Genomic DNA, 13,948 nt, shown 5'->3' on the forward strand with positions numbered 1-13,948 from the left:
TTGCCCCCAATCATGGGGGCAACTAATTATAAAGTTCCCTTCTGTTTTGTTGTTATCAGGAAGTGAACTTCATGTTGATTGTTTTAAGGGTTCGATAAAGCCCCGGCCGTAAAACCGGGGCTTTATTGTGCCTGTTATTATTTTAAGATTATTGCTATTTTGCGCCCTCATGCGTAAGCTCGCCGCCCTTTTTTGCTGTATCCTATGCTGCCAGTCACTTACCGCGCAGGTACTGGGTGGTAAAAGCGTTTTCCCTTTCCTTGATCTGCCGGCGGCTCCCCAGATAACAGCCCTGGGCAGCATGAACGTGAGCCAGCAGAATACCAGCGATCTTTCGCTGGCCATGGGCAACCCGGCCCTGCTGCGCCCTTCTATGCATGCGCACCTGCAGGCCAACTATACCAGCTACTTCGCGGATGTTAAATACGGCCATTGTATGCTGGGCTATGACGCCACCGGCATTCAAACCACCTTTGCGGCCAGCGTACAGTATGTACATTATGGTACCCTTACGCAAACAGATGCCGCAGGCAATGTGCAGGGCGCCTTTAGCCCCCGGGATATCGCCTGGCAGCTTACCGCCAGCCGTCAATACCTGGAAAGATGGCATTACGGCGTCAACCTCAAGTTTATACAGTCCCGTTACCAGCAATATAGCGCCGCCGGCCTGGCGGCGGATGTGGGCATCACCTACCAGGATACCGCCCATCAGCTGCAGATCGGGCTCACAGCCCGGAATATGGGCGTCCAGTTGCGCACCTACGTAACCGGGGGAGGGCAGGAGCCCCTGCCTTTTGACCTGCAGGTAGGTATTTCCAAACGCCTCCAGCATCTGCCCCTGCAATTATCAGCTACCCTGCACCATCTCTACCAGTTCGATGTCCGTTATGCGGATCCTGCTATGGAAGATGGTATCGTAATATCAGACGGAGATACCACCGGTGCAGGCGGCAAAACGGTGGATAAATTATTCAGGCATATGGTATTGGCTGCGCAGTACGAGGTAGGCCGTTATGTGGAGTTAACAGTGTCTTATAACCATTTACGCCGGCAGGAGCTGGCAGTATCCGGGCAGCAGGGGCTTAGCGGCTTTGCCGCCGGTATAGGTATCATTACAAAGAAATTGCAGTTAAGGTATGCCCGTTCCTGGTATCAGCGGGCAAACGCTTTTAATCAGCTGGGCATTAATATCCCATTACAGCAGTGGGGGTTATTGGTCAAAGAGTAGATCTGTTCTATCCCACCCATGGTTTTCCCATATGCAACCCGTATGCAACTCGTATTAAAAGCGTTCACTCCTTAGGGTAAAAGCGTTGAACGCCGGGGTAAAAGCGTTCAAACCTTCATGATCCTATCCTCAATCCACCAGTTGCCGTTTATACAGCTGTATGGTATTCTCCAGCCCCAGGTATAACGCATCGCATACAAGCGCATGGCCAATGGATACTTCTTTCAGTTGGGGGATATGCAGTTTAAAGAAACGGAGATTATCCAGGTTCAGATCATGGCCCGCATTCAGATCAAGTCCCAGGTGGGTAGCTTCACGGGCGGTGTTTTTGTAGTCATTGAACAACTGCAGGTTCTGCGGTTGGGTACGGGCATTGGTATATTCTTCAGCGTAAGGGCCGGTATATAGCTCTATACGGTCGGCGCCGGCACTTTTGGCCCCTGCTACCTTATCTACTTCCGCATTCAGGAAAATAGATACCCGGATGCCGGCTTTTTTCAGCTCGCCTATCACTTCCTGCAGAAAGGATTGGTGGACAACCGTATCCCAGCCGGTATTGGAGGTGATCGCATCGGGCGGGTCAGGCACCAGCGTACATTGATGCGGTTTTACAGCCAGCACCAGGTCCATAAATTCTTTGGACGGGTAACCTTCTATATTGAACTCAGTGGTAACAAGCGGTTTAAGGTCCCATACATCCTGGTAGCGGATATGCCGTTCGTCCGGGCGGGGGTGTACGGTAATGCCTTCAGCGCCGAAACGCTCACAATCCTGCGCTACTTTTAACAGATCCGGGAGATTGCCGCCACGGGCATTGCGGAGGGTAGCAAACTTGTTAATGTTAACACTTAGCTTGGTCATGCGGCAAAGGTAAAGAACAATGAATAATTTAAGACGGATGATTACAGAATAATGAAGGCCGTGTCTTTGGTAAAACACGGCCTCCGGGTATCATTGTACGAATGATTAATAACGGTAGTAATCAGGCTTGTACGGACCTTCAGCAGGAATACCCAGGTATTCAGACTGTACGGAGGTCAGCACATCCAGTTCCACGCCTACTTTCTTCAGGTGCAGACGGGCTACCTTCTCATCCAGGTGCTTAGGCAGCACATATACCTTGTTTTCGTAGTTGCCTCCGTTAGTCCACAGTTCCAGCTGAGCCAGTACCTGGTTGGTAAAGGAGTTACTCATTACGAAAGAAGGGTGGCCGGTAGCGCAGCCCAGGTTCACCAGGCGGCCTTCTGCCAGCAGGATAATGTCCTTGCCGTCGATCGTATATTTATCTACCTGAGGTTTGATCTCCACTTTGGTCTTGCCATAGTTTTTGTTCAGCCAGGCAACATCGATCTCAATGTCAAAGTGACCGATATTGGATACGATACACTTGTCTTTCATTGCTTTAAAGTGCTCGCCGGTGATGATATCACGGCAACCGGTAGTGGTAACGATGATGTCTGCTTCTTTTACGGCGTCAGCCATCTTCTTCACCTCATAACCTTCCATAGCAGCCTGTAATGCGCAGATAGGATCTATCTCCGTTACGATCACACGGGCGCCAGCGCCTCTCAGTGATTCGGCAGAGCCTTTGCCCACATCGCCAAAGCCGGCCACTACAGCCACCTTACCAGCGATCATTACATCGGTAGCGCGGCGGATAGCGTCCACACAGGACTCGCGGCAGCCATATTTATTATCAAATTTTGACTTGGTAACAGAGTCATTGATGTTGATAGCAGGCAAAGGCAGCGTACCATTCTTCATACGCTCATACAGGCGGTGTACGCCGGTAGTGGTTTCTTCGCTCAGGCCTTTGATATGCTGTATCAGCTCAGTGTAAGTGTCCAGCACCATATTGGTCAGGTCGCCGCCATCATCCAGGATCATGTTCAGCGGACGGTCAGCGCCGCCAAAAAACAGGGTCTGCTCAATACACCAGTCAAATTCTTCTGCATTCATACCCTTCCAGGCAAAAACAGGCACGCCGGCAGCAGCAATAGCAGCGGCAGCATGATCCTGGGTAGAGAATATGTTGCAGGAGCTCCAGCGTACTTCGGCGCCCAGGTGAACCAGCGTCTCAATTAATACGGCAGTCTGGATGGTCATATGCAGACAGCCGGCTATCCGGGCGCCCTTTAAAGGCTGGGAAGCGCCATATTCTTGTCTTAAAGACATCAGGCCTGGCATTTCTGCTTCTGCCAGCTCTATTTCCTTACGACCCCATTCGGCCAAAGACATATCCTTCACCTTATATTGAAGGCTAAAGTCAATGTTTGATTTAGCGATTGTTGACATTCTTTTACGGTTTTGCGCAAATCTACTTTTATTTTACCTTATCACCCACCGCTCAGTAGAAAAATCCACATTAGCACAAAACCATAGTAGTTTGTTCTGTTACCCCCAGGTTTTCCACATCCTTCCGGAAAAAAATTCTGACGGTAACCCTTCACTGTAGCTGAATTACCCTGTAAGCAGGCACTTCAGTACTTGTGCACATAGTGTGGATAAATTAAATTTAATTGTTTTAATATATTTATTTTGTATAAATTCGTGTATTATATAATATGACTAGGCTTTAAATATTAGCGCGTTTACCCCGGTTTACCGGTGCTAATGTGTTGATAATTAAGGCCTACCTGCAAATACAGAATGGCATTTGGACACATCAGCACAGCAATAGTCATGTAACAGGTGTAACAGGTTTTTCAAAAAAAGAGGTTAATACACCTGTATCTGTTGGATCTAAAATATGATGGATGATTAGAGATTTACACGCCTTGTCAGTTTTATTCTGTACAAAAAAGGTCAAAGCCGGTGCAGTTTGCACAAAAGCGTTTTATTGGCTGCGGATGCAGCTGGTAGTAACGCTTTTTCTGCTGGCAGGGAGTAGTGTAAGTGCACAGGTGGTTGAAACGATTAACGAAAACGGCGGTACCATTGCAGACCCTGGGTTGAAGATAGAGATCATGACCGACGGTTCCTACCGCGTTTCAAGACTGGGCCTCAGCGAAACCTACGAAGGTTCAGACGATCCCAGGGGCATCACCACCTACATAGGCATCGATCAGTACTTCTGGGAAGATATACGTAAGATCAATAAGGTTAGCTGGGACTTTATTTCTCCTAAATCTGGTACCGGCAGCGCTGTTACCCCTTGGAAAATACAGATGGTAGGTAATATCCCTAACTACCAGAATTCAGGAAAGGTGACCGTTATCCTCACCATGACCTATGTAAAGGATCAACCTTATTTTATATTAGACTATACAGTAGCCGTTGGCGTTCCCGATATCATTACCACGGTAGGTCACCTTTACCTGGCAGAACACGCCGTACTTGGCGTAAGCGGTACTGACTGGGGTGGAAACAGTGTGTGCTCAAAGGCGCTCGCCCCGGATTTTCCCCCCTTTAATACAGTAGGGGTATACCGTGATGATGCCTGTTTGAGCGGTTATCCATATCCCCGTGCCCATATGTTCCGCATGAAGGGAGGTTTTCACTCCATCCATGCTACAGATGCCGCGGGTATGATGAACGTACCCATAAATGCGTTCCTGGATAATATATATAATAACAGTTATGACGGTACCGAAAACGGTATCGTTGTGCATAAACAGCTGGGTGACTTCAACGGAGGCAGTTTTAACGCGGAAAGAACGCATGTGGCGCGTATCCTCGCAGGATATGGTAATAACGTGGCCGATCTGGACGGGGTGCAGCTGGATACCATCCCGGCACAGGCCACCAGGCAGCTCACCGTTCAATTTGAAAAGCCTACTGCGGAAGGCCAGGAAGGAGACAACAGGCACATTATACAAGGCTTAAAGCTAAAGGTATTCAATAATAATTCGCTGGGTACCGCCATTACAACAACCGCCCCCCTATATGTTCCCCTGAAGGCAGCCCCTTCAGGCGCAAACCCTGCTGTTGCCGGCGTGGACTATGAATATAAAAGAGGCATTGTGATTCCCGCAGGCGTCTATCCAAAAGCCGGAGTATTGATAGATGTAGATAGCGCCATTATGATCCTGGGCAATACCGCCCTGGAGAATAACCGTGAAGTGGAATTTGCCCTGGACGATGCCGTTAATAATAACCTGGTGAAGGTAAATACCTCCGCCAATAAATGCGTTTATAAGATCCTGGATGATGAGCCGCGCTCTATCACACTCACCATGCCTACGGAAATAGACGAAGGCTCCTCTGCTAATGGCACGGTGAGCCTCCCTGCCGGTGTAAATGCCGCTTCCGATATTACGGTAACCCTCACACGTAAAACCACTTCTACCGCTTCCGCAGCAGACATTGATCCGTTGCTGAATGTGGTGATCAAACAAAATACTAACTCAGCTACCTTCTCTATACAGGCCCTCACCGATAAGATCCTGGAATATCCGGAAACACTGGAGATCCAGGCAGATGCGACTGTGCTGGCTACTGCGCAAACAGCCAGCGGCTCCGTCGCGATCAAGGACCGCACCTATGATGATCCGGCTAACCGGGCCATCACCATGCGGCCTGTACCCGGCGTTACCGTGTCAGAGCCCTATATAGGCGGCCTGCAATTCTCTCTGCCGCCGGGCGTTACTACAGATGTGCCTATCGGCATTACCCTGGGCGCCCTCCATGGTGATCCTGCATCCACCGCTTCTGCCGCAGATTATACCATTGGCAGTAACGTAATTTTGATCACCAGCGGCAATTCTTCAACAGTACCATTCACTGTACTGGATGATAACCTGGCAGAAGGCACTGAGAAATTACACGTAACTGCTATAGCCAGTGATGGTCTCTCCCGTGTATATGATTTTGCGCCATACGATATCCAGATTCTGGACGATGACGCCAATTCGCTTACATTGCAGCCAGACAAAGGGCAAACCACCATCACAGAAGGCGGCGCCGGCATCACCTTCACCATTAGCCTGCCCAGCGGCACCCTGGCCAGCGCGGATATTCCGCTTACGCTAACTGCAGGCGGCGCGGCAGATATCAGTGACCTGAATCCCCTGCCGGCCCCCGTTGACTTAACGATACCAGCGGGCGCCAGCACCGTATCATTTACCTTAAGCGCGGTGATAGATGACCTGCTGGAAGGTAATGAAACGCTGATCCTCAGCGGTAATTCCGGAGATTATGCTATAAAACCCTATACGCTCACTATAATAGATGCTACCACTGCAGACCCGGCCAATTATAAGCTCCAGCTTAGTATTACCGGCAGCCCTGTAAAAGAAGGCAGCACCGCCGGGGTCAAAGTAGGATTTGTGAATGATATTAAGGCCGGCAAACCTATCGTCGTGAACCTTACCCGGAACGCGGCCTCTGCGGCCAGCGCTACGGACTTTACACTGGCCTCATCGTCCATTACCATACCGGTGGGCCAGCGTGAGGTGACCATACCGGACTTTATTACCGCCAAAACGGACCAGATCCTGGAAAAAGCAGAGAGCTTTACGCTGGATGGCGCTTCCAGTACCATTTCCGGTTTAACGGTATCCTCCGCCAGTGCAAGTATTACAGATGCTACCGGGGATGATCCGGCCAATAAAGTGATCACCATTGCGGCCCAGCAGGCCCAGATGGATGAAGGCAGCGGATACGCCGTCACCTTTAGCCTGCCGGCAGGCGTTACCACGGAAGTGCCCATCAATATCACCGCAAAAACAGGTACCGGTTCTACGGCCGTGAATGCAGACTATAGCTTTGCATCCATACCACCGCTGGATAAGACCAATGCCGCGGTAAGCGCTACCATGAATATAGCCGCAGATGGTTTGCTGGAAACAGACGAGACCTTGGTGATCGATGGTTCCACTACGGATCTGCCAGGCATGACCTTTGTCACTACGGCCGTTACTTTAAAAGACAAGGATATGGTGGCCAATATGCCGCTATCCCTGAGCGCGGACAATACCACCATAACAGAAGGCAGTACCACTGGCGCTATGGTGACCGTAGCATTGCCCAATGGCAAGAAAACCAGCTACGATATACCGGTGGTTATCAGCAAAGATGCAACATCCACAGCAGGGGATGGGGAGCATTCCGCACTGCCGGCCACTGTGGTGATCAAACAGGGCACAGGCTCCGTTACATTCCCGCAGGCGATACTGGCCACTCCGGACAACCTGCTTGAGGATGATGAAACGCTCATCGTTAAAGCCAGCGCTGTTGGTTTCTCCACCAGCCCGTTAACGATCACGATAAAAGATGGCAGCAATCCTAAGATCACCTTACAACCGCAGCCATTCTCCGCCGGTAATAAGGTAGTGGAAGGTAGTAACTATACCGTAAGGGTGGCGTTGCCGGCTGGTATTACGCCTTATAAACCCATGCAGGTGACTATTTCCGCTGATGCCGCGTCTACCGCTGGCGCAACGGATTATACCGGTCTGCCTGTAACCATTACCCTTAACCCGGGTGAGAATTTCCAGGATATTACGCTTACTACTTTAGCAGATAATATACTGGAGCCGCAGGAGCTTATCAGGGTAAAAGGCGCTGTAAGCGGCTTTGCAGGTATAAGCGCCAATAACCTGGATGTGTTTATAGATGACCAGACCAGTAAGGACCCCACAAACCTGCAACTGCAGGTACTGGTGGATTCTACGGTAATGCACGAAGGTAGCAGCGCTAAGGTGACAATTGGTTTTGTGAAGCCCGATATCACCAGCTCCACTGCCATCAGCATCAATATAGCGCCGGATGCCAGCTTTAGCGCCGTAGCGGCGGATTACAGTGGTCTTCCCACTACCGTAACGCTGCCTGCTGGTACTAACCAGGTACAGCAAACGCTTACCATAATAAATGATAATGTGGTAGAGGGCACTGAGAAATTGCAGCTGAAAGCTGCCGTGCCGGCCACCTATAAAATAACATCGCCGGCTACTATTACTATCCCGGAAACAGTGATGGAGATAACGGCCAGCAAAACCGCAGATGCGGCAGAACCGTCCACCAACGGAGGTATTCTTATTAAACTGCCCGGTGCGGAGAAAGCAGGCTCAGATATCAACATCAACTTTACACTGGGCGGTACCGCCACTGGTACTGACTGGAAAGTGACAGGAAGTTCTGCCGTTATTAAAGCAAATACTAACAGCGTAACCATTCCGGTTACAGTAGTAGACGATAAGCTGATGGAAGGTGATGAGACTGTTACGTTAACGCTGAAAAAGGCCCAGATGCCAAAGAATGGCGGTCCTTTAGACTTCCCGGTAGACGACTCCACCATCACCGTAAATATTGCGGATGACGAAGGCAATGCCCCCGGCCGCAGCATGATAGTAGAGAAAATAGCAGATGCCGCAGAGCCCGCGCAACAGGGATCTTTCCGTATACGCTTCTCTGATAACAACTTCACGGTGGTAAAGGACGTGCAGGTGACCTATAATGTCACAGGTAGCGCTATCTCCGGTACAGACTATAAAGCGCTGTCTGGTTCAGTTACCATCCCCGCAGGGCAGAATGGGGTAGTAGTGAATATAGATCCGCTGGATGATAAACTGGTAGAGGATGTTGAGCAGATCAACATCAGCCTCCAGAATGTTACCAGCACTATGACCGGTGTTACCTGGCCCCTGGGCGCCCCCTCACAGGTGAGTGTGGCCCTGAATGATGATGATAACATGACGGTAGATCTTTCCGCCGTACCCGCGGATTCCATCATGGAAGGCGGCAGCGTGCAGATAACGATCAGGGCGACCAGCGTCAGCACCTCATCCATGCCCATCTTCCTGAAAATAGTGCATGATACCGCCAGAACCATTACCAGCAGCGAAGGCATTATCAACGGCAATGGCAGCACCATAATAGTCAGCATGCCGGCCGGTGAAATGGAGCATACCTTTACCGTAACTTCTGTAGATAACTTCACAAATGACGATAACGGGTTTATATACCTGGAGGTACTCCCGGATCCTTCCGGCGGCCTTAATCATTATACGCCCGGTACAGGTAAAGTGGATGTAGGCGTGAAAGAAAATGATCCCCTGACGCTGTCATTCAGCGAATCAGAATACAGCGTGAACGAAGGCAGCCAGGATGGCGAAAACTCGCTCACCTTTGAGGTAAGGCTCAGCAGGCCCAGTAGCCGCCCGGTGTCAATGCCCTACAGGTTCTCTATATCAGATACCTGGGGATTATTAGGCTCCGCTAAACCAGGTATTGACTTTGACAGCGTGATGAAACCGATCGTGGTGAACCCTGGTGAACTGGTGGCCTATATACCGGTATCCATTATGGGAGACAGCGTATTTGAAAGGCCGGAAAGGCTGAGCGTAAAACTGCTGACGCCTACTGTAAGCTCCAATCAGAATGTACCGGTAACCGCCGCGCCGGATTCCGCGGTAGGTATTATACTGAATGACGATCCTTTCTGTCCCACCTGCGATACTGATAAAGACGGCATAACAGATGGCAGGGAAGACCGTAACGGCAATAATGACCCAACGGATGATGACGCTGATGGCGACGGTATCCCCAACTTCCTGGATCTGGACTCTGATAATGACGGCGTACCTGATTCCGTAGAAGGCTGGATCACGGATGGCCGCTGGGTAAACAGCAACGGTGGCCTGATCAGGGTACACCCGGCAGTATCCCCCAATGGAGATGGCAAGGGCAATGACGCTATGTATATTGAGAACATCGAAAAGTACCCGGATAATGAGGTGATCATCATTAACAGGTGGGGTGGCGTTGTGTTTAAAATGACGGGTTACGATAACAAGGACAATAGCTTTAAGGGTCTTAACAACGCTGGTAAGGAAGTAACCGACGGTTCTTACTTCTTTATCGTACACCTCACAGACAGGGCCGGTAATAAAGACCAGTATACAGGGTATATAGTGATTAAAAGACAATAGAGATGAACGTTGAGAAATCGATCATGAAAGTGCATAAACGCCTTTTCAGGCTGCTGGCAACGTTGCTCCTGGCAGGGTGCTGCTATTTGCCGGCATCGGCGCAGCAGGATCCTATCTATACACAATACCAGCAGAATATGATGGTTGTCAATCCTGCCTATTCCAGTGTGGATGAAGCGGCTGCCCTTACGCTGGTGGGCCGTAACCAATGGGTAGGAGTAGATGGCGCCCCCAAAACGATCAATTTCTCTTTCTATACGCCTTTTAAATCCACCAATACCAGTCTTGGCTTTTCTGCCATGAATGAGAAGATAACAGTACAGTCACGCACCTCCTTAAACTTTCATATCTCCCAGCGTATCTATTTTAACGAAACCCTGCGCCTGGCGTTGGGCTTAAAGTTAGGTATGTCCCAGTTCCGCGAAAATAACACGGATCTTACCACCACAGACCCGGTGTTTGCAGATAATGCCAGCTATTTTAAAACCGATGTAGGCTTTGGGTTTATGCTATTTAACGACCGTTTTTATGTAGGTCTTTCTTCCCCTACCTTCCAGAGTTTTGATGTAGGGAACAAGGTAAATAAGCTGGTATACAAAACACATTATTACCTGCAGGGCGGTTACCTGTTTGATGCAGGGGAGGAGACAAAAATAAAGCCCAGTGTTCAGCTGAGGAGGGTAGACGGCGCCAGTTTAGGATTTGATATTAATATGAGCATGCTGATCAAGGAAATGGTATGGGTGGGGCTCTCTTACCGGTCAGAAAAGACCGTTGCGGGTATGGTGCAGGTGCAGCTTAACCCCAACCTGCAGTTGGGCTATTCTTATGATACGCCGCTATCATCCAACCTGAAAGGGGCACAGGCCTCCTCTCATGAGCTACTGGTAAGCTACCGCTTTACCTGGTCCTCAGAACAGGAGCTATTACCCCGTTACTTCTAATTTTGTTGCGCGTAATGGCTAATTACGCGATCTGTTAATCGATATACACCTGCTTTTAAACCGGACGTTCCCGTAGCATGACCGCTACGGGAACTTTTTGTTTATGCATTATCCGTTAGTTATGAGTGTATTATATGAGTTTCAAAGAAAAGGGGAAATGACCAAATCCGCAGCTACCTGGTTGTCGTAAATAATTAATAGACAAGCTTATTACCGGATACACTTAGCAAAGCATCAAAAACGTAAAATGAAGTTGTGTCTTTTTAATGGTTAACATGGGAATCAGCCTGATATTTCTTATCAGGCTGCTTTTTTATGGTTTCAGCTATAACGCCTTCCGCATAACATAATCATTCATCTCATAGCCATTCCCGATATGGGTATCTTTTTCCTTCAGGATGGTAAATCCTTGCCGCTCGTAAAATAAACGCGCCTTATTATGCCGGTTCACATCCAGCTCAAGGGTATGCGCTCCGGCTGCTTTTACACGGTCTATTACGGCCTCCATAAAGAATTTGCCAACCCGTTTTCCCTGGTAATCGCTATGCAGGTAGATCTTATGCAGCTTCTGGATGCCATCGGTATCTGTGGTGCTGTAAGCCGCAAAGCCAATAGGCCTTGCTTCATCATATAAAAGGATAAAACGGTGCCCCTGTTCGCTTATCTGCCGGGTTAAGGAAGTGGTGCTGTACATCATATCCAGCATGTAACTGATCTGCTCCGGCGTGAGTATTGACTCGTAAGTTGGGCGCCATATCTGTTCTGTCAGCTCCTGTATCAACGGGATCTGGGCTACGCTGGCGTCTTTTATCTGTAAATTCATTGGCTTCATTAAGTAGTAATATCAGTATTTATAATCTGGAGCGTCGCTGTTGCAGGTATTGCTCCAGCTCTGCCCGGCTAAAGCTGCTCAGGTTCCTTTCTTTGGTTAGTCCGCCTTTGCGGGCGGCCAGGGTACCGTAATAGATATCGCGGTAGCCCTCAATGCTATGTGCATCCGGATCAATAGAGATAATAGCATTCTTTTCTATGGCATAAGGCAGCCATTGCCAGTCTATATCCAGGCGGCGGGGGTGAGCGTTCAGTTCTATCACTACGCCGTTGGCTACACAGGCGTCAACGATCTTTTGATGATCTACGGGATAACCGTTACGGCTCAGCAACAGACGGCCGGTCATATGCCCCAGGATGGTGGTATATGGGTTCTCTATGGCTTTTAGCAGGCGGGCCATTGCCTTTTCTTCCGTCATCTTTAAGATGGAGTGCACGGAAGCTATTACCAGGTCAAAACTGGCCAGTACCTCATCTGAATAGTCCAGGTTGCCATCGTATAATATATCTGCTTCTATGCTTTTGAAGATGCGGAAGGGCGCCAGCGTTTTATTCAGCTCATCTATCAGCGCATGCTGGGCCAGTATACGTTCTTCCGTAAGGCCGTTGGCATAAAAAGCGGAGCGGGAGTGATCGCTGATCACCAGGTACTCCAGGCCCTGTGCCTTGGCGGCGGCCGCCATTTCCTCCAGTGTATTTATGCCGTCGCTCCATTGGCTATGGGAGTGGATGATGCCCTTAATGTCTTCCGGTACGATCAGTTTAGGCAGCTGGCCGCGTTTGGCCAGGTCCAGCGCCAGGCCGCCGTTGCGCATACAGGGCTCAATGTAATCCATGCCAGCTTTTTCGAAGATGGCGGCTTCTGAGGTGCTGCCTTCTATGAGTGCAGCCGCCGTGCCACCGGCGTCAAAATGTTCCAGGAAAGCCGCATCCGCGGTGGTGATGAACAGCGTTTGAGCAAACTGGTCTGGCAGGCACGGGTAGATCCTTATTTTTACCTGCTGTTCGTGTTTCCATAGCTGGGAGTTGTCCGTAGCTTCTACCAGGCTAAAGGCCGGTATGGCGCCCAGCTGTTGTTCCAGCGTGCTGGCCGGCACGGCGGCTACCAGTTCAATCTCGTCAATAATGATCTCTGTACGGCGTATCTGTCCGGTAAGTGATACCAGGGCCGGGGCCAGCAGCTGTTGCAGCCGTTTTTCCAGTTCCTGCGCCAGGCCGGCTACCTCTGCATACAGGAACCGTTCCCGGTTGGAAAAGTAGAATTCTATACTTTGTTTTACGTTGTCCTGTGTTTTTTGACCAAAGCCTTTCAGCAGCATCAGGCGGTTCTCGTTACAGGCATACAGCAGTTCGCCCAGGTTCTCTACCTCCAGTTCCTTCCAGATAGTGGCTATTTTTTTAGGTCCCAGGCCCTTTATCTTCAGCATTTCCAGTATACCCGGAGGGGTTTTTACAATAAATCCTTCCAGCAGGGACAGCTGCCCTGTCTGCAGCATTTCCTGTATAGCTTTGTTGGTGGAGCTGCCAATGCCTTTAATACGGGCAATGTCTTCCGCGGCTGTTTCCTTCAGCTGCGCAGGCAGTTTTTCTATGGTAAAGGCCGCGGTGGCAAATGATTTGGCTTTAAAACTGTCCTCGCCATGTATTTCCATCAGCTTAGACAGGAGGGAGAAATTATCCGCTATCGTATAGTTATCCATAAAAGCGCGTTTAGCTGTTTGCTACAGATCGCAAGCTAATTAACATTTACGATTTGAGGTATATATAGGGTACAAAAAGATCCTGGTAATTGGTACAGCCGGGACGATAAGAATTAAGCAATCCCAGCTGGTATATATGCAATTGGAGGTATATGGCGTAAAAGCCCGGCTATCAGCGTGTATAATATGAGATATATGGCATAAAAAGCAACCTGACTGTTGGGGTATAGGGCACAAAAAAAGATCCCGGTTATTAACCGGGACCTTTATACTACAAGTTGTAAATCCAGTCTTACATGGCCGGAGTAGAGGGAGCTGACGGAGCTGTCGGGGCAGAAGGTTTCTTCTTAGCGGCAGCTTTCTTTTTAGGAGCAG

7 protein-coding genes are annotated in these 13,948 nt (G+C 49.6%); 3 read left to right on the plus strand and 4 right to left on the minus strand.

Going from position 1 to position 13,948, the window contains the following annotated elements; translation table 11 throughout:
- The first annotated feature begins 169 nt into the window (after positions 1–169).
- Positions 170–1,228 carry a type IX secretion system protein PorQ gene (gene porQ, locus F0L74_RS19190; RefSeq protein WP_149839488.1) on the plus strand — a complete coding sequence of 353 codons (1,059 nt, stop codon included), beginning with the start codon at positions 170–172 and terminating at the stop codon, positions 1,226–1,228.
- A gap of 129 nt (positions 1,229–1,357) precedes the next feature.
- Here porQ and F0L74_RS19195 read toward each other — a convergent pair whose 3' ends face one another.
- Together F0L74_RS19195 and ahcY are read right to left on the minus strand one after the other, a co-directional pair.
- Positions 1,358–2,089 (minus strand): pyridoxine 5'-phosphate synthase, encoded by a 732-nt coding sequence (locus F0L74_RS19195; protein WP_149839489.1) that lies wholly within the window; start codon positions 2,087–2,089, stop codon positions 1,358–1,360.
- 105 nt (positions 2,090–2,194) lie between these two features.
- Positions 2,195–3,523 carry an adenosylhomocysteinase gene (ahcY, locus tag F0L74_RS19200; RefSeq protein ID WP_149839490.1) on the minus strand — a complete coding sequence of 443 codons (1,329 nt, stop codon included), beginning with the start codon at positions 3,521–3,523 and terminating at the stop codon, positions 2,195–2,197.
- Between the two features lie 554 nt (positions 3,524–4,077).
- Between ahcY and F0L74_RS19205 the strand changes: the two genes are divergently transcribed.
- Positions 4,078–10,098, plus strand: a complete 6,021-nt coding sequence (locus tag F0L74_RS19205; RefSeq protein ID WP_188316068.1) for a Calx-beta domain-containing protein — start codon at positions 4,078–4,080, stop codon at positions 10,096–10,098.
- A 2-nt stretch (positions 10,099–10,100) separates the two neighbouring features.
- Positions 10,101–11,042, plus strand: coding sequence for a PorP/SprF family type IX secretion system membrane protein (locus F0L74_RS19210; protein WP_149839492.1), 942 nt, complete (start codon positions 10,101–10,103; stop codon positions 11,040–11,042).
- A gap of 325 nt (positions 11,043–11,367) precedes the next feature.
- Here F0L74_RS19210 and F0L74_RS19215 read toward each other — a convergent pair whose 3' ends face one another.
- Together F0L74_RS19215 and F0L74_RS19220 are read right to left on the minus strand one after the other, a co-directional pair.
- A complete protein-coding gene (locus F0L74_RS19215) occupies positions 11,368–11,865 on the minus strand; it encodes a GNAT family N-acetyltransferase (RefSeq protein ID WP_149839493.1) in 498 nt (165 codons plus the stop codon).
- 28 nt (positions 11,866–11,893) lie between these two features.
- Positions 11,894–13,573, minus strand: coding sequence for a helix-hairpin-helix domain-containing protein (locus tag F0L74_RS19220; protein ID WP_149839494.1), 1,680 nt, complete (start codon positions 13,571–13,573; stop codon positions 11,894–11,896).
- Positions 13,574–13,948 lie beyond the last annotated feature (375 nt).

It is taken from the genome of Chitinophaga agrisoli (assembly GCF_008386695.1).
Lineage (GTDB): Bacteria > Bacteroidota > Bacteroidia > Chitinophagales > Chitinophagaceae > Chitinophaga > Chitinophaga agrisoli.

Bases quoted from the DNA above. Each gene is read 5' to 3' on its own strand.
- porQ (WP_149839488.1), top strand. From the start codon at position 170: ATGCGTAAGCTCGCCGCCCTTTTTTGCTGTATCCTATGCTGCCAGTCA.
- F0L74_RS19195 (WP_149839489.1), bottom strand. From the start codon at position 2,089: ATGACCAAGCTAAGTGTTAACATTAACAAGTTTGCTACCCTCCGCAAT.
- ahcY (WP_149839490.1), bottom strand. From the start codon at position 3,523: ATGTCAACAATCGCTAAATCAAACATTGACTTTAGCCTTCAATATAAG.
- F0L74_RS19205 (WP_188316068.1), top strand. From the start codon at position 4,078: ATGCAGCTGGTAGTAACGCTTTTTCTGCTGGCAGGGAGTAGTGTAAGT.
- F0L74_RS19210 (WP_149839492.1), top strand. From the start codon at position 10,101: ATGAACGTTGAGAAATCGATCATGAAAGTGCATAAACGCCTTTTCAGG.
- F0L74_RS19215 (WP_149839493.1), bottom strand. From the start codon at position 11,865: ATGAATTTACAGATAAAAGACGCCAGCGTAGCCCAGATCCCGTTGATA.
- F0L74_RS19220 (WP_149839494.1), bottom strand. From the start codon at position 13,573: ATGGATAACTATACGATAGCGGATAATTTCTCCCTCCTGTCTAAGCTG.